Origin of the sequence: Pseudomonas sp. NMS19W (assembly GCF_051554255.1) — a bacterium.
Classification (GTDB): domain Bacteria; phylum Pseudomonadota; class Gammaproteobacteria; order Pseudomonadales; family Pseudomonadaceae; genus Aquipseudomonas; species Aquipseudomonas kribbensis.
In genome coordinates this window covers 2,982,413-3,001,385 of record NZ_CP136718.1, presented here as the reverse complement: position 1 = coordinate 3,001,385, position 18,973 = coordinate 2,982,413, and the positions used below count along the sequence as shown (strand labels likewise).

The window sequence follows — 18,973 nt, the reverse complement described above, 5'->3', positions numbered from 1 at the left end:
TGCCTTATATTTAAACTGTGAGTCGGTTCCGGTGATCAGGGCTGCTTGGCAGCTCGTTCGAGTGTAATCACCAGGCCTGACTTCAAAGTGCTCAGATAAAGCCCATCACGTTGTCGGCTGAAAAACTGAATTCTTGAGCCTTCCTTGCCAGTGATCGAAAGACCGTCCGGATCGGGAAACCAGCCGATGGCACTGTCCTGCAGCCACGCGCTCAGGCAGTCGGCGCCCTTGCCCAGCGTCTGATTGGATTGCAGATCGATCAGACAGATGTTCGACGGCTTGTCTTGCAGCGCCTGCGCTTCGGGAGCGTCGCTGCGAGCGGTCAGTGTCGCTTGCCACTGCCCGGCAAATACCGATGGATCTTCGAGTCTGAGGCTGCTTGCCATGGTTGTTTCTCCAGAAATCATCATCAGCATCGGCAACAGGCACGCTGCCGCTTTGCGGGTAAAAGCGAATTGGATCATAGGAAATTTCACTCCGGCGTGTAGCCTTGCTTACCGGCCAAAGCGATGCAAGTAAAGAAAGCGGCGCATCACGCGCCGCTTTCCTTTTTTACATCACGCTACGATGTCGCTGATCGCCGCCTGGCCAACGGTGCTGACCTGGAAGTCCGCCACGCCGTGCCCGGAGAAGTCCACCGACAGCAGGCTGTTGCCGCCCGAGGAGGTCAGGATGGCATCGCCCGCCGCACCGGTGAAGGCGCTGACGAAGTGCAGGCCTGAACCATTGGTGATCGCGCTCAGGTCGATTTTGTCCAGACCGCTGACAAAGTCGAGGATCTGATCGATCGCACCCGGCTTGGAATCGGAACTGGCCGCGAACACGAAAGTGTCCGAACCCGAACCGCCCCACAGCTTGTCGGCACCGCCGCCGCCCCAGATGATGTCGTTGCCGGCACCGCCCTTGAGTTCGTTGGCTGCGCTGTTACCGATGATCAGGTCGTTGCCCGAACCGCCGATGGCGTTCTCGATGGTGACGCCCTTGGCAATGGACACGTTGCCCACCAGGCCGCCAACGTCGGAGAACGAGGCTTCATTGAGGTTGATCTTCTGGTTCTGGGTGAAACCCGAGAAGTCGAAGGTGTCCTTGCCGCCCGCATCCCACACCGAGAACACCAGCTTGTCCGACGATGAAGTCGCGCTGAGGAAATCGCGACCGGCGTTGGAGTTGAAGCCGTAGGTGGTGTCACCGGTACGGGTGGTCAGGTTGGCGCCGTAGAGCTTCTGGATTGCTGCGATGTCATCCATCAGCGGGCCGGAGGCATAGGCTTCGACGCCACCCTTGCTGAAGTTCTGGCTGGTGTTGCTTTCACTCCAGTAACTCATGAGGCTGTAGCCGCGGGTGTCTTGCCCGTAGGAAGCATCCTTGTACGTCGGATTGCCTTCGCCGGCGTTATAGTCGCCAGGGTGAGACAGGCCCAGGGTGTGGCCGATTTCGTGGGTCAGCGTCTGACGCCCGTAATTGTTCACGCCCGGGTTCTTGTTGACGTCGTATCCACTGCCGGTCAGGTACCAGGACTGACCGTCATAGCCTGGCTCGGTGCCTGGCAGGAAGGCGAATGCCGCCGCGCCTTCCTGACCGCCGCTGTAGTTACCGAAGGTCATGTGGCCGTCGCCACCTCTGGCGGCTTCGGTAAAGGTCACGTTGGCGACATCGGCCCAGGATTGCATGGCGAGCACCGCCTGGGCTTTTTGCAGGGCACTGAACTGACTGAAACCGGTGACACCCAGGCCGCCGAAGTTGGCAGTCTTGGAGGTCAGAAAGGTGTAGGTCAGTTCGATCTTGCCGCTACCGTCGAGATCGTGCCAGGAGGCACCGTCTCGCAGCAGTTGAGTCGCGGCTTGATCCACCGAGAAGGAGGGTTTGCCATTGACCGTGAGGTTACCGCCACGATCGTACTGATGGCTGAAGCTATTGATCTGGTTGAACGCCGAGCTTGGCGCCGCCAGTGGTGCCGCGTTCAGCTGAAAAGCCTGTTCGGCGGTATCAATAGCGTTAGCTTTTACTTTCGACATAAACACACTTCCTTGTTTAGCAATGGAACAGTTTTTGTCCGATAGCGACAACCTCTGGCGAGATTGTCCTATCACTCGCCCAATGAAGGCGTAAGAAACCTGACACAATTTGAAATCTGTCGTCTAGCGATTTTTCGAGATCAAATTGAACTATTCCGGGAAAGTCCCGTAAACAAAGCGCGTGCCGCTGAAAGAATGTTGTAAGTGTGGTGAATTTGCCTAATTGTCTGACGATTTCTTATTTAAATATTAAATATCGGTAAGTTGCTTTTTGTTAGCCGCGTCTCACTTTCCTGCACTTTATTAGTGCAGTGCCAGCGAAGTGACATCAAACAAATAAACATATGCAGCGGGCGTCATATGCCTCTGACGGAGCAGGAGAAAACCCGCTCCGTCAGTTTTTTCAGCTACCGGTACGAATCTTGTTCCAGACACGCGTGCGGATCCGGTCGATGTTCAGCGGCATGGCCTCCAGTGCGAACAATTTGCCCATCATTTCCGGGCTCGGATACACCTTGGTGTCGTTCTTGATGACCGGGTCGATCAGGCTGTCGGCCTGTTCGTTGCCATTGGCGTAATGCACGTAGTTGCTGATGCCGGCCATGACGTCGGGCTGCAGCAGGTAGTTCATGAAGGCGTAACCGGCCGTGGCGTCCGGGGCGTCGGCGGGCATGGCCACCATGTCGAACCAGATCGCGGCGCCTTCCTTGGGAATCGCATAGCCGATATCGACGCCGTTCTTCGCCTCTTTGGCGCGATTCTCCGCTTGCAGGATGTCGCCGGAGAAACCGACCGCTACGCAAATATCGCCGTTGGCCAGGTCGCTGGTGTATTTCGAGGAATGGAAGTAGCTGACATAAGGCCGCACTTTCATCAGCAGCGCTTCAGCCTTCTTGTAGTCCTCGGGGTTCTTGCTGTGATGCGGCAGCCCCAGATAGTTCAGCGCTGCCGGCAGCAATTCCGGGCCATTGTCGAGGATCGCCACGCCGCACTTCTGCAGCTTTTCCATGTATTCGGGCTTGAAGATCAGGTCCCAGGAATCCACCGGTGCGTTATCGCCCAGTACGGCCTTGACCTTGGCGACGTTGTAACCGATGCCGGTGCTGCCCCATAGATACGGGAAGCCGTGTTCGTTGCCCGGATCGTTGGTCTGCAAGGCCTTGAGCAATACCGGATTGAGGTTCTTCCAGTTCGGCAACTGGCTCTTGTCGAGCTTCATCAGCGCCCCGCCCTGAATCTGCCGCGCCATGAAATGGTTGGACGGAAACACCACGTCGTAACCGGATTTGCCGGTCATTAATTTGCCGTCGAGGGTTTCGTTGCTGTCGTAGACGTCGTAAGTGACGCCGAGACCGGTGGCTTTTTCGAAGTTTTTCGCGGTGTCCGGCGCAATGTAGTCGGACCAGTTGTAGACCTTGACCGTTTCCGCTGCCTGAGCAAGGGAAGCGGCGAGCATCAAGGGGGCGAGAGCGAGGGTCTTTCGGATCATGGATCGATTCCTGTATTGGCTATTGTTGTTGGCAGGCAATCAAAAGGATCAAAGCGTCAGAAAATCAGGACGTAGGTCTTGCGCACGGTCTCCTGGATGTCCCAGATGCCGAGCGTGTTGGCCGGCAACATCAGTGCGTCGCCACCTTGTATGTGCAGGGTTTCGCCGCCATCGTCCGGGGTGAACGTGCAGCGACCGGAAATGAAGTGGCAGAACTCCTGGGCGGTGATCTGCCGCCGCCAGCGCCCGGGCGTGCATTCCCAGACACCGGTTTCGACGCCGTCGTCGCGCTCGACACTGGTGGTTGATGCCACCGCAACCGGCGTGCCGAGCGGCACGGCCACCGGGTTGGATTCGTCCAGTTGCAACGTGGCGGTGTTCTTGAATTGGGTGATGCTCATCGCGTTACCTATTTGGAATTGAACAACGTTTAGTGCATGAAACCTTCCATGAACCCGGCCACCCGACTGGCAAGTTTGCGCCGCCAGGGCGCGGTTGCCGGGTTGGCCAGGGTCTGGTCTTCGTGAACGAAGCTTTTGATAATCGCGTTGTAGCCGAGCCAGCGGCACGGTTCCGGCTCCCAGGCCCGCAGCGCATGGATCCCGCCGTCCGGCAGCACCCAGGGCTGATGCACCAGTTCGGTATCGCGCTCGAGAATCAGATCGGCCAGGGTGCGGCCACCGAGGTTGGAAGCACCGACGCCCTCCCCGCCATAACCGCCGGACAGCGCAATGCCGCTGGCCCGGTCGCAGAGCATGTGCGGCTTGAAATGCCGGGACATGCCGAGATTGCCGCCCCAGGCGTGGGTGATCGTGGTGTTTTTCAGTTGCGGGAACAGCTCGCCGAACAGATAACGCCGCAGCTCCACTTCATCCCGGGTCAGATCGAAGTTGTGGCGTAACTGGCCGGCGAACTGATAGCCGCCACGGGCGCCGAAGATCAGCCGGTTGTCGGCGCTGCGCTGGCCGTAGGTGACCTGGCGGCTGAACTCACTGAAAGCCTGGCCACGACTCAGGCCGATTTCGTCCCAGGTTGCTGCCGACAACGGTTCGGTGGCGACAATCAGGCTCTGCACCGGCAATTGATAACGACCCAACGGCGGTAGCGTCACCGAATAACCTTCGATGGCGGGAACGATCCAGCGACTGCGCACGCTGGCTTTGTCGGTGCGCAGACTGCCCGGCTGCCAATGGGTCACGGGACTGTTTTCGTAGATCTTCACGCCCATGCCCTGAACGGTCCGGGCCAGGCCGCGCACCAGTTTTGCCGGCTGAATGGTTGCCACGTGCGGGGCGAAGATCCCGCCGTAAGGTTTGGCGACGCGAATCTGCTGCGCCAGTTGCTCAGGATTGAGCCAGCGATAATCGTCGTCGGTCAGGCCTTGGGCGTGCAGTTTGTTCAGATACTCGCGCAGGCTGGCTTCCTGCTCGGGATAGCGCGCGGCGCAGTACAGCACCCCACCCTTGCGGTAATCGCAGTCGATACCCTCTCGTTCGAGGACGACTTCCACTTCATCGGGAATGCTGTGCAGCAGATCGAATGAGGCGCGGCGTTGTTGTGGCGACAGGCCCGCCAGCAGGCGATCCTCGCCCAGCAGATTGCCCATTAACCAGCCACCGTTGCGGCCGGACGCGCCAAAACCGGCGGTTTGCGCCTCGACAATGGCGATGTCCAGGCCTGGCGCGTGTTTCTTCAGGTAGTACGCGGTCCATAACCCGGTGTAGCCAGCGCCGATGATCGCCACGTCGACGTCAAGGTCTTGTTCCAGCGCCGGGCGCGCCGTGAGCGGCTCGTCGAGTTGGTCCATCCACAAACTGATAGTGCGCCACGCCGGCATGCAAGACTCCGCCAATCCAGATTTCGATGGCGTCGATCCTAGTGGCTGACCTCAGGGACTGTCTTGCGCGCGTGTCCGCAAAGAAATTTGTTTGGCATAAGCCTTGGGCGACTGGCCGGTGTGCTGGCGGAAACAGCTATAAAACGCCGAAATCGAGTTGAACCCGGCGGCGAACGCCAGTTCATCGATGCGCAATGGCGGTGTGGCGTTGTCCAGCGATTGCAGCAAATGCTGGAGTCGCGCCTGATTGACGTAGCGGTAAAAGCTCTGCCCCAGCACCTGATTCAGCAGATAGGAAATCTGGTTGCGGCTGTAACCGCACTCCTTCGCCACCCGTTGCAGATCCAGTTCGGGATCGAGGTACGGCTGCTGACGCTGGAAATATTGCTGCAGGTCTTCGGCCATGAAACTCAACTGACGTGGCGACAGGCCAAGTCGACTGACCGCCGGCCGTTGGCTTGGCGTTGCCGAGTTGGCCGTTTGCTCGCGTACCAGCGAGGCATATTCATTGACGCGCCAGATCCTGGCGTCCTTGACCGTGATCGCTTCACTGGAACGAAAGGACACCAAGCCATTACCGCCACGCAGGGTCACTTCGTATTGAATGAACGCGGTGTTGCCGTCGATGCGGATACGGTCGCAATGCTCCAGCGCCTCGTCGGATTCCCGGGGCATGCTGACGCGCACGTACTCGCGCAGCTCATCGAGACCGAGCACCCGGTTCTGGAAGAAATCGTTGTACTGAATATCGGGGTGGTACAGCGCCATGACACCGTCCAGGTCCCGGTGTTTCCAGCACAGGTGATAGCGCATGACGGTATCGGCCGTGGCCCGGGTCTGTTCCGGACCGTCATCATCGGCGTGCATAGGCGACTCTTGGAAAAAGAACCGAGCTTGCCCAACTTCTTACGAACCAGCAATAACCGAACCGTGATGGCACTTTGGCGAAGATTGTTCTGACAGTGACTTACATCAAAAAAAGCCCGGGCAATCGCCAAACGGCCTGAAAAATCTCACAGGCTTTTCACATTCAGATGCTACTTTTAATGACAGTCACCGGTTGAGCCAATGAAGGCTCTTCCCACCTAACATGAGCAAACGGAAGCGCTCGATGAAGAAGGCGGGCAATACATGAACAAAGGTTCAAGCAAAGTCACATTCCCCAATGCCTGCCAGCTGATGCGCTGGCATTTTCATCCCATGGGTTTCGAAGCCACGATGGATGCACCGGGCAGCATGATTGCCCGCCTGTTCGATCGGGCCAGCGGCGAAACCATGATCGCCATTGCCGGCATTCCTTGCGCAACGGTGATGAATGCAGCGGATGTCGAACGAATAATCGAAGCCGTCGAGGACGAACTGGAAGCCTTTGTTCCTCCGGAGTCCCTTAGAAATTACGCCTAACCCATTGATTTAAAATAAAAAGCCCGCTGCTCGCGGGCTTTTTTGTGCGCGATCGGTTCAGGCGGTTTTCTTTTCCGGCCGGTGATCGACGAAGAACGGCTTGCCCTTGGCGACCCGGTCCGACGCACGCGGCATGTTCACCGCCTGGGCATCCTGCGGCTCGACGTACCAATAGCAATGACTCACTGCCCGGGTAATGCCGACATAGGCCAGACGCAGAATTTCGTCCTTCTGCGCCGTATCGTAAGGCTCGTTATCACCGGCCTTACCCAGCCCGGCCATGCGGTAGACCTGATTCTTGTAGGGCGAACTGGTGAGGTGCTGGCAGTCGCCCAGCAGAAACACCGCATCGGCCTGCAAGCCTTTGGCGCTGTGATAGGTCAGCTGCTTCAAGCGTCGGGATTCGTACGGCAAGCTCGAATCAACATTAACTACTGACTGAATATGCTGCTCTATCAATGACTTATCGCTACCTTTTCGATAGAGCATCAAGATCGAGTCGCCATTTCTGTAATGTTCCGCCAAGCGCTGGCCCAGCGCCTGATCATCGCGCTCCAGCACGTTGACCGGTTGCAACGGCTTCTCCTCGCCGCTGGCCTTGGCTTTCTTGCCGGGAATTGCCGGTGCGGCACGGACGATATGCTCGGCCGCGTCGATGATGTGCTGATGGCTGCGATAGTTGTCGCTGAGCATCACCCGTGTGGTGCTCGGCGAGGAAAACTCCTTGTTGAACTCCATGAAGTAGCTCGGCGAACTGCCGCGCCAGCCGTAGATCGACTGCCAGTCATCGCCCACGCACAGCAAGGATGAGCGTTGCGCACCGCGTCCGACGTGCATGGCCGGGCCACGGCTGCGGATCTCTGCAAGACTGGCGCGAATCCACGAGACGATCTGCGGTGAAACGTCCTGAAACTCGTCGATCATCAGGTGCGACATGGGGCGCAGCAGTTCATCGCTCAGTAGCTTGAGGTTTTCCGGCGAGTGCTCGCTGAACAGCGCGAACATGCGGTTGTAGGTCATGATCGGTGGCTTCTGATCGAGCAAGTGATCTTCCAGTGCGCGCCAGAACAGGCTCAGCGCCTCGAAGAAAAACCGGTCCGGATCATCCTTGCCGAAACTCATGCGGCCAACGGCGTCCGGCACATCCAGGCCCAGGTTCTCGATAAATCCGGCGGCAGCGACAAAACAGTCCAGCAACGGCGCGGATGCGAGTTCTCCCTTGACCTTGTAATCGAAGCCGGGACCCGCACTGGCATCACCGGCCAACGTGGCCAATACACGCTTTGACGCCTCGTAACTATCAAGCCAAATCAACGGCTTACGACAGAAAGCTTGAAACAGGGTGCGCTTAACGGCCCATTCTGCGCGCACCGTCAGCTTGGCATTGGGACGGCAGACTTGCGGGTTTTCCTTGGGGTCGAAACCCAGAATGACCCAGGCATCGAGACTCGGAATATAGCCATGGCAGTGAAAGGTCGCGCCGTTGATCTCGAAGGTCTGACGGTTCGGCTCGACCCCCTTGATCGGCCAGGCACCGGCGCGAAACCACAGGTCCTCGATCACATCGCACAGTTCTTCGTCACGCTTGGCCGCCAGTTCGGTCACTGCCATGCGCTTTTGCACGTCCGGGTGATCGCGCTCCAACTCTTTGAGCTGCAAGGCATGCCGGGACAGTGGCTGGATCAATTGCCGGAAACGCTCGTCCTCGGTGTAGAGGCGGTGATAGCAGGCGTTGAGCTGCTGGCGCTGGGCGTCGTTGATCCGCAGATCGAACGGATTGCTGTCGACGTCATCGTCCCCGCCCTGTGGCCTCAGACTGAGGTTTTCAAACGCCTGCAAACGCTCGAAGCCCGGCAGGCTGCGCACCATCGGCAGAATGCGCGAATGGAAGGTGCGCACCAGATCCCGGGCGGTCTTCTGGCTCAGGGAATGCCCCCAGAGGGCAAACAGCTCGATCAGTTTGCTGATGAAATCCTTGCGCGACTCCCGGGTGAAAGTCACCACGGTCATCGAATCCAGCTCAAAGCCCAGGTAGTGCGTCAGCAGCAGGATGCGCAACACCAACGTGGTCGATTTGCCGGCGCCAGCCCCGGCGACCACCGACGTTGACGGCGTATCACTGAAGATCATCTTCCACTGCGCCACGCTCGGCTGAGCGTGGGCCGGCAGCAAGCGGGCAACGTCAGCCTTGATGCGCCTCTTCAGCTCGGCAGTCAGTGGCAGACGCCAGTCATCGAACAGGTGATTGTCGATCCCTGGCGCGCGATGCTCGGTGCTGCGGCTGTCGCGGATCAACAGGACCTGACGCCCCTCTTCCAGCCCCTCGGCCTTGCCCTCCTTGTAGCCGTAATCGAACCCGGCGCTGTGCCCGCTGCGAAAGCCATCGGCCTGACCGTGCAGCCACGATGCCCGATGCTGGGCGCGCAATTGCGTCAGACCATGCCCGAGGAAACGCGCCGCCAGGCGTTTGAACCACGGCATCTCGGCCAGGGGACGAAGTTCGGGAGGAAGATCGGGGGTGTGCTGCGCCACGCTGACGGACTCCAGAGGCTGAGGCTGTTGAGCGCTATGGTGTCTGCATTTGCCGTTGAGTTCTAGCGAAATGCTTACGGGTCATTAAGTTAGGCGATGAACTGAAGGCTGCATGAGAGCGTTTCGAGATTTATAACATCAGTCAATTCGATAAAAATGCAGCACTTTTTACGCTTTTTCTCGATCATTGGTTGATAGATGATGCTCGCCATCAATCACCGGTCTCGCTTCGTGGCTGCGGCCGAAACGCCCCATGACGAACCTTTTGAGGAGAAGATCATGCTTGAACTCAGACCCTTCAGCTCGCTGGGCGGCGCCCATCACGGCTGGCTGGATGCCCATCACCATTTTTCGTTCGCCGAGTACTACGATCCACAGCGCATGAGCTGGGGCAACCTGCGGGTGTGGAACGATGACATCATCGCCCCGGGCACCGGTTTCCCCACTCACCCGCACCGCGACATGGAGATCATCACCTACGTGCGTGAAGGTGCGATTACCCACCAGGACAATCTGGGCAACAAGGGTCGCACCGAAGCCGGCGACGTTCAGGTGATGAGTGCCGGCACCGGGATCGCCCATAGTGAATACAATCTGGAAGCGACCCCGACCAAGATATTCCAGATCTGGATTCTGCCGACCGAAACCGGTGCACCGCCCTCCTGGGGCGCCAAACCGTTCCCCAAAGGTGAGCGCGAAGGCTTCGTGACGCTTGCCAGCGGCAAGGACGGTGACGATGAAAGCCTGCGCATTCGCGCCAACGCACGTTTGGTCGCTGCCACCATCAAGGCCGGGGAAACCGCCGAGTATCGACTCGATGCCGGACGTCGCGCTTATCTCGTACCGGCCACTGGTGTGATTGAAGTCAACGGCTTGCGTGCACAAGCTCGAGACGGTGTCGCGGTGAGCCAGGAGCCGGTGCTGACCGTCACGGCCATTGAAGACAGTGAAATCGTGTTGGTGGATCTGGCCTGATCGGCTGGATTGTGGGCAAAAAAGGGCGACCTCATGGTCGCCCTTTTTTATTCAGCACTGATCACTTGGTGGAAATTGCACCATCGACCAGGGTCTGCGCTTCGGCCACCAGTTGCTTGAGGTGGTCGTCGCCGATGAAGCTCTCGGCGTAGATCTTGTAGATATCCTCGGTGCCCGAAGGACGTGCGGCGAACCAGCCGTTCTCGGTCATCACTTTCAGACCGCCGATGGCCTGATCGTTGCCCGGCGCCTTGCTGAGGATACTCTGGATCTTCTCGCCCGCCAGTTCAGTCGAAGTGACTTGCTCTGGCGACAACTTGCTCAGCAGGGCTTTCTGCTCAGGGTTGGCCTTGGCGTCGACACGTACCGAGAACGGCTCGCCCAGCTCTTCGGTCAGTGCACGATAGGCCTGGCTTGGGTCGCGACCGGTGCGTGCGGTCATTTCAGCAGCGAGCAGGGCCGGGATCAGACCGTCCTTGTCGGTGCTCCAGACGCCACCGTCCTTGCGCAGGAACGATGCACCAGCACTTTCCTCACCACCGAAACCGAGGGAGCCGTCGAACAGACCGTCGGCAAACCACTTGAAGCCGACCGGCACTTCGTACAGACGACGACCCAGACGCTTCGCCACACGATCGATCAGACCGCTGCTGACCACCGTTTTACCCACGGCCGCATCGGCGCGCCATTGCGGACGGTTCTGGAACAGATAGTCGATCGACACGGCCAGGTAGTTGTTCGGCGCCAACAGGCCACCGGACGGAGTCACGATGCCGTGACGGTCGTGGTCCGGATCGCAGGCGAACGCGACGTCGAAGCGTTCCTTGAGGCCGATCAGGCCTTGCATGGCATGGCTGGACGATGGGTCCATGCGGATCTGGCCATCCCAGTCGACGGTCATGAAACGGAATGTCGAATCGACTTCCTTGTTCACCACATCGAGGTCCAGACGATAGTGCTCGGCGATGGCCGACCAGTAGCGCACCCCTGCTCCGCCCAATGGATCGACACCCAGACGCAGTTTGGCACCACGGATGGCATCGAAGTCGATGACGTTGATCAGGTCGGCAACGTAGGTGTTGACGTAATCGTGGCGGTGCGTGGTCGGGGCTTTAAGCGCCTGCTCGTAACCGATGCGTTTAACGCCTGCCAGCTTGTTGGCCAGCAGTTCGTTGGCCTTGGCTTCGATCCACTTGGTGATGTGGGTGTCGGCCGGGCCGCCGTTGGTTGGGTTGTATTTGTAGCCACCGCTTTGTGGCGGGTTGTGCGACGGCGTGATGACGATGCCGTCGGCGAGGCCGGTGGTGCGGCCGCGGTTGTAGCAAAGAATGGCGTGAGACACGGCCGGCGTCGGGGTGTATTCGTCGCCTTCGGCGATCATCACGGTCACGCCATTGGCTGCCAGCACTTCCAGGGCACTGGCCCCGGCCGGCGTGGACAGCGCATGAGTATCGATGCCGACAAACAGCGGGCCGGTGATGCCCTGGGCTTCGCGGTACAGGCAGATTGCCTGGCTGATGGCCAGAACATGCCACTCGTTGAAACTCAGGTCGAAAGAGCTGCCCCGATGCCCGGAAGTGCCAAATGCCACACGCTGGGTGGAAATCGAGGCGTCGGGTTGACCGGTGTAGTACGCCGTTACCAGTCGCGGGATGTCGACCAACAACTCTGCCGGTGCCGGTTTGCCCGCAAAAGGACTGAGTGTCATGCAAAACCTCTGAAATAGAGTGGTACAGGAAATTACAGCGGAGTTTACTGGCAGTTTGACCGTAGTGCGACGGGATCTATCCGGTACGTCCCCGATGTTTTTTAACACCTCAGTCAGCCGGGGCCAGCCGTAATGCATCACCGAGCAATCCCACGACCCCCGCCAGTTCAGACCCGCTGCTGCCGATGGCACTCAGGCGCATATGTTGCCCGTGCATGCCCTGCGTGCTGAACAGTTCCCCCGGCGCAATCAGTACATGCTGTTTTAGCAGTCGCTGGAACACAGCGCCCATCGCCACCCGGCGGGAGGATCGTACCCAGATCGTCGCACCGCCCTGCGGCTCGGCGATATGCAATGCATCACCCAGGCCTTCTCGCAGCAGCTCGATCAACTGCGTCCGACGTTCCTTGAGCAGGCGTTTGAGTACCGGCAGGTGTTGATCGACCCGACCGCTTGCGTACAGACGGGCAATGGCTCTCTGGCGAATCGGCGACAGGCGAAATGAACGCAACAGAAAGTGCCGTTGCAGATCGGCCCGCCACTGGCGGGCGAGCACAAAGCCATAAGGCGCTTCGACACCGATTACCTTTTCGAACGTGGAGAACACCAGAAGACGATCAGGATCCAGCAGGTCCCGCAGAGGACGCCGCTCGCTGTCATCCCTCAGTTCGCTGTAGCTGTCGTTCTCCAGCACCCAGATGCCATGACGTCTGAGCAGCGCGGCGATCACCTCCAGATTGTCCTGAGGAGCCAGGCTGCCATGGGGCATGTTCAATTGCGATGACAGCAGGACCAGCCTTACTGGCTCGGTTTCCAGCAGAAGCGCCAATTGCTCTGGATCGAACACCCCGCCGGGCCGCACGGGCAGCTCGATGATTCGCACATCGGCTGACTGAAGCAGGCGCAATATCACCCAGTCACAGGGCGACTCCACCACCACGGTAGCGTGGCGCAACTCGAGAACGGCAATCAGGATCTCCAGGACCCCTCGTGCATCGGCACCGATGTAGACATCTTCGGCGTGCCAGCAATGGCTCGGCGAGGAGGTATAACGTGCAGCGAGCAACGTACGCAGTTCCAGCTCGCCGCATGGCTGGGCCAGTGCCTGCGGTTGGCGGGGATACTGACGCATGAGCTCCCGCTCGAGCATCAGCAAAGGTCCGTCCAGAGGCTGCACCGATGCCGGATCGTCGGCGCTCAGCACACGCATTCCCGAATATCTGGCATTGACGTAAACGGTTTCCAGCAAGTCGCTCCCCCGACCGGGCGGCATCACCGTGGCTGCAGCCCGGGCAAAATAGCCGGACTTGGCGACGGAATAGACCCGTCCCTCCTTTTCCAACAAGGCATACGCGTACTGAATGGTTGAAATCGACACTCCCAGTCGTTCGGCCAGTTGCCGTAGGGATGGCAGTCGGAGAGCCCCTTCTCCACCAGGCTCTTCGATCAATTGGGTGAGGTATCGATAGACAGCCTGGTAGGCGAAATCGGTTTCACGGGCGGCGTTCATGAGAGGACATCCGCCGACATGCATTCGCCCCCGGGCGATACGCTCACACTCAACCTTCCGCGGAGCGGTCGCCGACGGCAACCTTGACGTCGGAGGCTTCCGCGGCTGGCGAAACCTGCTCACCCATGGAAATGGAGTCCATGGCATACAACCGGCTGATCAAGTGTACGGGCAGACCACTGACTTCCGTCATCCATTGCAGAACCTGGTCCGGCGCATGCAGGCCTTGCATCGCCCGGTGCAAATCCGACATCGCAATCAGCATGCCGGGATGACAGGTGCGCAGAAACCGTTCAAGGCCGGCCCCTCCCTCGATGAAAGGTGTGAACAACAGGCAGATGAGCTGCGATTCGTTGAGTCCGAAGTTTCTTTGCAGCGAAGCCACCGCCTGTGCCCGGTGTTCGGACAGATCGGACAGGTTGCCGAATGACGCCAGAAACCGTTCGCACACTTGCTCGGGAACGTTCCTGCGGCGCATCGACGCCAGGCACCGCTGCAGATACTCCGATACGCCGGCCTCGTAGTTGCGCCCATCGACATAACAGGCATGCAGCCCGCTCAGGTAGGCCGTGACCACAGGATCCGCGGACTCGCCCGGGCCCGCCTCGCACTGCAGCTCGTCGGCCTGATAACCGAGAAAGTCGCTGAGCAGCGGCCAACGCTCTTCCATCTTGCCTACCACGATGTCGTCGATACCGATGTAACTGGTGCGCCGACAGGCCTCGAACTGACCAAGCGGCCGCCAGGGCCGCAGGTCGGCCTCCGGGTGGAGTTCCCGATAGTAATCGCCTCCCATGCCATCGAGCAGGTTGAACAACTCATCGAAACCGCTGCCCCGCTTCGGCAAGGCACCGATGCCGGCCTTGCGTGCCGCACGATCAAGACCGAGCAGAAACGCCTCTTGACTGCGCGCAGAGTCACTGCTGAGCAATGCATCGACACCGTTATTCCAGCGAGCGACCTGGCCGAGGAATTCGGCCGTCGCCAGGTAACTGTCGTCCCACAGGACCAGATCTTCATTCCAGACACGACGATGGCCAACCATCAGTAAATTGATGCGGTTTGCCTCGCGCCCCGTTTCCGATACGGGCTCCTGATGATTGAAGGGCAAGACCTCTCGATGATCGACCATCAGCAATTCGACTCTGGGGTCGTCATAAAGAAACAGCGCACTGAAGCTGCGATGCATGTTGTGCAATGCCGCAGGCGGTACGACGCCACCGCGCAATGTCGCAACCCGTAGCTGAAAGGTGCCCGGGGCTCGTCCGGCGATGCTCAGTTGCGCGGCACGCAACAAGGCCAGGCTGTAACAACAATCACGGGTGCCGGATTGAGTTGCCAGCACCTTGAACTCGCCTATGCGATCCATTCCGCCGGCGGCCACCGCCAGGCGCTGAATCAGCAACTGCAATGCCGTGCGCTCGGCACGGGAGAAAAAACTCAGCAATCGTTGCAATACTTGCTGGTAGACATAGTTCATTGCCTGATCATGGATCGTGCTCATCAGTACTTCACCCGATATCAAAGGTTAAATATTGCGCCACCACAAACATCAGGCAGGCAATCATTCTTCATTAATTAATAGACGCTGAAATGCTAACACCTAAGGTTTTGTAGTTATTTGAAACAGTTGCACCCGCAACAATCAAAAAACGCCAACGGCGCAGCGCAAGCCCCCGTATTTACTGGACTTCCTCTGGATGTAAGTTTTCTTAGGAAAATTCTTACAATGCCCTGCGCATGATGAGCACAAGAAAAAAAGAACGGATTACATAGCCGCCCTACAGCAATTAAACAAGAATTGGAACATCGGTTATAAACTGTCGTTTGGTATTGCGCAGAGCAAACAGAATGCACAGACATCGCTCATTCCTTGAGATGAAAGTAGTCATTCAATTATCAGGGTCTGGAGGGCGATTAGAAGATACAGATCAAGAGTAAAAACCAGTTCAGTTGCTGAACGTCCCCAGGCATAGCGCCCAGGGTTTCTCATGGTCTGAAGGAAGAAACACACAAGAGTCCGTGAGGTCACGGACTCTGAGGGGAAAAATCAAGCAGGTTCGACTTGTAGGGCAACGCGCTCACGGCAAGGGCATTCGTCCATGTAGCGGTGTGCTTCGACAAACTCGTTGAACGGGAAGACCCGGGTCTTGAGCGGAAGCAGCACGCGGTCGGCCGTCAGCTGGTTGATGTCACGCAGGGCACGTTGCAGCGCGACGTGATCCTGGACGATGCCCAGTTCCGGCTTGCCGGTGAAGGTTGCCAATGCAGTGCACGAAGAACTGAATGTTCTTCTGGAACGCTGCGCACGCCGGAAATGGCGTCTGGTTGCCACCTTGCAGACCATACAACACCAGACTGCCGCGAGGTGCCAGTACATCGCCCAGCAGCGACATCTGCGGGCCGCCGAGACCGTCGAACACGACGTTGACGCCGCGGTTGTCGGTGATCTTGTTGATCCGCATCAACAGGTCTTCTTCTTCGGTGACGATGACTTTCTCGGCACCGAGGGAAAGCAGGTATTCGCGCTCTTCAGCGGTTTTCGTGGCGGCAATCACGCGCACACCCAGCGCCTTGCCCAGCTGGACAAACGACGGACCGGCGCAATGACTGGCGTCAGTGACCAGGGCAAACTGCCCGGGTTTGACTCGCGCCAGATCGACGTAACCGAAATAGGCGATCAACAGCGGCGTGTAATGCACGCTGGCCTCGATCGGGGTCAGCACGTCCGGATAACGGGTCAGCGCTGTACGCGGCAGAACGATCAGTTCGCCGTAGACCGGATAGTCATTGGGGCTCTCGGCCGGGAAACTGGCCACCTTGTCACCGACGATCAGGTCTTCGACACCGTCGCCAATGGCCGTGACCACACCCGCCATTTCATGGCCCAGGCCCGAAGGCAGGCGAGCCTGTGACGACGCCAGGTTCTGACGCCAGAGCGTGTCGTACCAGCTGATGCCGATCGCCTCGACACGCACCTGCACTTCGCCAGGACCTGGCTGAGCGGCCGCATGCTCTTCGCATTTGAGCACCTCGGCCGGACCAAACTTGTGAAAACGGATCGTGCGGGACATCGCAAACCTCGTCAAAGTAACCTCTAATGCCCTGAACTCTATCTGGGCTTTCCGGCCAAGACTATCAGTGGCTATTAATAGTCGACATGCCTGTCATTGATTCCGCAGTATGGCCAGCATTGAGAAAATCCATGAAAAAACTGCCACTGCCTTCTCAGTAAAACTGAATTACCCGGTGCAGACTACCAGCCTTTCCCCGTAATATTCATGCCGGCCATTGTTCTCATATGGCTGCCCTCGTCAAGCTTGATGACTCTGCCAGGACTCCAGATGAATCGTAATGACCTGCGTCGTGTCGACCTGAACCTGTTGATCGTATTCGAAACCCTGATGCACGAACGCAGCGTGACCCGCGCGGCGGAAAAGCTGTTTCTCGGCCAGCCGGCGATCAGCGCGGCGCTCTCGCGCCTGCGTGGTTTGTTCGATGACCCGCTGTTTGTGCGCACCGGACGCAGCATGGAGCCGTCCGCCCGGGCGGTGGAAATCTTCGCCCTGCTCTCGCCGGCCCTGGACTCGATTTCGACAGCGGTCAGCCGCGCCGCCGAATTCGACCCGGCCACCAGCACTTCGGTATTCCGGATCGGCCTGTCGGACGATGTCGAATTCGCCTTGCTGCCCATGCTGCTCAAGCGCCTGCGCGCCGAGGCACCGGGAATCGTGCTGGTGGTGCGCCGCGTCAACTACATCCTGATGCCCGGCCTGCTCGCCTCCGGCGAAATCTCCATCGGCGTCAGCTACACCACCGACCTGCCAGCCAACGCCAAGCGCAAGGTCTTGCGCCGCAGCCAGCCAAAACTGCTGCGCGCCGACACCGTACCGGGGCCGCTGAGCCTGGACGACTACTGCGCCCGCCCCCATGCGCTGGTGTCGTTCGCCGGCGACCTCAGTGGCTTTATTGATGAAGAGCTGGAAAAGCTCGGACGCAAACGCCACGTGGTGCTGGCCGTGCCGCAGTTCAACGGCTTGAGTACGTTGCTGGCCGGGACCGATATCGTCGCGACCGTGCCGGATTACACGGCGGATGCGCTGACGTCTGCGGGCGGGGTTCGGGCGGAAGATCCACCGCTGCCGACGCGTACGTTTGAACTGCACATGGCCTGGCGCGGGTCGCAGGATAACGATCCGGGAGAGCGGTGGTTGCGGTCGCGGATTCAGATGTTTTTTGGGGATCCGGATAGCCTCTGAAGTCCTACCGAAACCGCTTTGCTATCGGTAGCAAAGCGGTTCAGGAGCTCAAGCAGAAGCCCCGGACCGAGCTAAACGGTAGCTCGACAGGCAATACAGCAACAACGCCAACCCCGCCAACATCCCGCCCACAACCCCGACATAAGCAAAACCAAACTGGCTCCCCACCCAGCTCCCCATCAGGGCCCCGCCGCCAATGCCGATGTTGTAGATCCCCGAAAACAGCGCCATCGCCACATCGGTCGCGTCAGGCGCCAGCACCAGAACTTTGGACTGCAACGCCAGACCGAACCCCATGATCGCCATCCCCCAGAAGATACTCAGCGCGCACAGGTATGAGACCTTGCCGTTCAATGGCAGCAACAACGCCAGGCACAACGCGAGCAACGACACGGCGACGATCAGAAAGCGCTGCGGGCTGTACCGGTGCAGCCCGCTGAACAGCAGCGATCCGAAAATCCCCGCGCCGCCGAATAACAGCAGGATCAGCGTCACGGTCTCGCCACTCATGCCCGCCACTACCTGAACGAAAGGCTCGATGTAGCTGTAGGCGGTGAAGTGAGCTGTCACGACCATGGCCGTCAGGACATAGATCGCCACCAGCGCCGGTCGCTTCAACAACAACGGCAAACTTTTGAGCGACCCCGAGTTCTGGCTCGGCAACAAGGGCAAGACCCTCGCCAGCCAGAACACCAGCGTAGCGGCCAAGACTGCGATCGCGATGAAGGTGGTTCGCCAGCCCATCGCCTCGCCCAGAATCCGGCCGAGGGGAATACCGAGCACCATCGCCAGGGATGTGCCGGTCGCCAGCAGGCCCAAGGCCTGGACCTGTTTGCCGGGCGGAGCCAAGCGCACGGCCAGAGAAGCTGTGATCGACCAGAACAATGCATGGGATAACGCCACGCCAATCCGGCTCAGCAGCAGGACAGCGAAGCTGGTCGCCACACTCGACAGAATGTGGCTGACGATGAACATCGCAAACAGCACGATCAACAGCTTGCGCCGCTCGACGTTGCGCGTCAGCAGCATGATGGGCAGCGACGTCAGCGACACCACCCAGGCATAGATGGTCAACATCAGGCCGACCTGAGCCGACGTCATGTCGAAGCTGCTGCCAATCGAACTCAACAGGCCGACCGGGACAAATTCGGTGGTGTTGAAGACGAATGCTGCCAGTGCCAGCGCAATGACCGCATACCAATTGCCGCTGCTGGTCGTCGTAGAGTTGCTCATTTGAAAGTCGC

Annotated in this window: 14 protein-coding genes and 1 pseudogene; 3 read left to right on the top strand and 12 right to left on the bottom strand. The window is 59.0% G+C overall.

The genetic code is table 11. The features are described from left to right. Nucleotides 1–35 precede the first annotated feature (35 nt). The 6 genes from R1A29_RS13575 to R1A29_RS13550 all read right to left on the bottom strand — a co-directional run bounded on the left by R1A29_RS13575 (nt 36) and on the right by R1A29_RS13550 (nt 6,208). Complete coding sequence (locus R1A29_RS13575; protein WP_438301848.1) at nt 36–464, bottom strand: AprI/Inh family metalloprotease inhibitor; 429 nt, start codon at nt 462–464, stop codon at nt 36–38. A 93-nt stretch (nt 465–557) separates the two neighbouring features. After that, nucleotides 558–2,015, bottom strand: a complete 1,458-nt coding sequence (locus R1A29_RS13570) for a serralysin family metalloprotease (RefSeq protein ID WP_438301847.1) — start codon at nt 2,013–2,015, stop codon at nt 558–560. 403 nt (nt 2,016–2,418) lie between these two features. Beyond that, nucleotides 2,419–3,504, bottom strand: a complete 1,086-nt coding sequence (locus R1A29_RS13565) for a polyamine ABC transporter substrate-binding protein (protein ID WP_438301846.1) — start codon at nt 3,502–3,504, stop codon at nt 2,419–2,421. 56 nt (nt 3,505–3,560) lie between these two features. Further along, nucleotides 3,561–3,905 carry a cupin domain-containing protein gene (locus R1A29_RS13560; protein ID WP_085709811.1) on the bottom strand — a complete coding sequence of 115 codons (345 nt, stop codon included), beginning with the start codon at nt 3,903–3,905 and terminating at the stop codon, nt 3,561–3,563. A 29-nt stretch (nt 3,906–3,934) separates the two neighbouring features. After that, nucleotides 3,935–5,341 carry an NAD(P)/FAD-dependent oxidoreductase gene (locus R1A29_RS13555; RefSeq protein WP_438301845.1) on the bottom strand — a complete coding sequence of 469 codons (1,407 nt, stop codon included), beginning with the start codon at nt 5,339–5,341 and terminating at the stop codon, nt 3,935–3,937. A 51-nt stretch (nt 5,342–5,392) separates the two neighbouring features. Continuing rightward, the gene (locus tag R1A29_RS13550) at nt 5,393–6,208 is read right to left on the bottom strand and encodes a helix-turn-helix domain-containing protein (protein WP_438301844.1); all 816 of its coding nucleotides are present in this window, start codon (nt 6,206–6,208) and stop codon (nt 5,393–5,395) included. Between the two features lie 264 nt (nt 6,209–6,472). Here R1A29_RS13550 and R1A29_RS13545 point away from each other — a divergent pair, with 264 nt between their 5' ends. Continuing rightward, a complete protein-coding gene (locus R1A29_RS13545) occupies nt 6,473–6,745 on the top strand; it encodes a DUF1652 domain-containing protein (RefSeq protein WP_122605514.1) in 273 nt (90 codons plus the stop codon). A 57-nt stretch (nt 6,746–6,802) separates the two neighbouring features. Here R1A29_RS13545 and R1A29_RS13540 read toward each other — a convergent pair whose 3' ends face one another. Beyond that, entirely contained in the window at nt 6,803–9,277 is a 2,475-nt protein-coding gene (locus R1A29_RS13540; RefSeq protein ID WP_438301843.1) for a UvrD-helicase domain-containing protein, read from the bottom strand. A gap of 279 nt (nt 9,278–9,556) precedes the next feature. On the opposite strand from R1A29_RS13540, the gene R1A29_RS13535 reads away from it, so the two are divergent. Beyond that, nucleotides 9,557–10,252, top strand: a complete 696-nt coding sequence (locus R1A29_RS13535) for a pirin family protein (protein ID WP_134826788.1) — start codon at nt 9,557–9,559, stop codon at nt 10,250–10,252. A 61-nt stretch (nt 10,253–10,313) separates the two neighbouring features. Here R1A29_RS13535 and pgm read toward each other — a convergent pair whose 3' ends face one another. The 4 genes and pseudogenes from pgm to R1A29_RS13515 all read right to left on the bottom strand — a co-directional run bounded on the left by pgm (nt 10,314) and on the right by R1A29_RS13515 (nt 16,544). Continuing rightward, nucleotides 10,314–11,960, bottom strand: a complete 1,647-nt coding sequence (gene pgm, locus R1A29_RS13530; RefSeq protein WP_085709807.1) for a phosphoglucomutase (alpha-D-glucose-1,6-bisphosphate-dependent) — start codon at nt 11,958–11,960, stop codon at nt 10,314–10,316. 109 nt (nt 11,961–12,069) lie between these two features. Further along, on the bottom strand, nt 12,070–13,470 hold the full coding sequence (locus R1A29_RS13525; protein ID WP_438301842.1) for a PLP-dependent aminotransferase family protein: 1,401 nt from the start codon (nt 13,468–13,470) through the stop codon (nt 12,070–12,072). 49 nt (nt 13,471–13,519) lie between these two features. Then, a complete protein-coding gene (locus R1A29_RS13520; RefSeq protein ID WP_438301841.1) occupies nt 13,520–14,974 on the bottom strand; it encodes a hypothetical protein in 1,455 nt (484 codons plus the stop codon). Nucleotides 14,975–15,520: 546 nt separating this feature from the next. After that, a pseudogene (locus R1A29_RS13515) lies at nt 15,521–16,544 on the bottom strand (zinc-dependent alcohol dehydrogenase family protein). A 270-nt stretch (nt 16,545–16,814) separates the two neighbouring features. Between R1A29_RS13515 and R1A29_RS13510 the strand changes: the two are divergent. Next, nucleotides 16,815–17,729, top strand: a complete 915-nt coding sequence (locus tag R1A29_RS13510; protein ID WP_085709803.1) for a LysR family transcriptional regulator — start codon at nt 16,815–16,817, stop codon at nt 17,727–17,729. 48 nt (nt 17,730–17,777) lie between these two features. Here the strand turns inward: R1A29_RS13510 and R1A29_RS13505 are convergent, their stop codons facing one another. Continuing rightward, complete coding sequence (locus tag R1A29_RS13505; protein WP_438301840.1) at nt 17,778–18,962, bottom strand: sugar transporter; 1,185 nt, start codon at nt 18,960–18,962, stop codon at nt 17,778–17,780. Nucleotides 18,963–18,973: the final 11 nt, after the last annotated feature.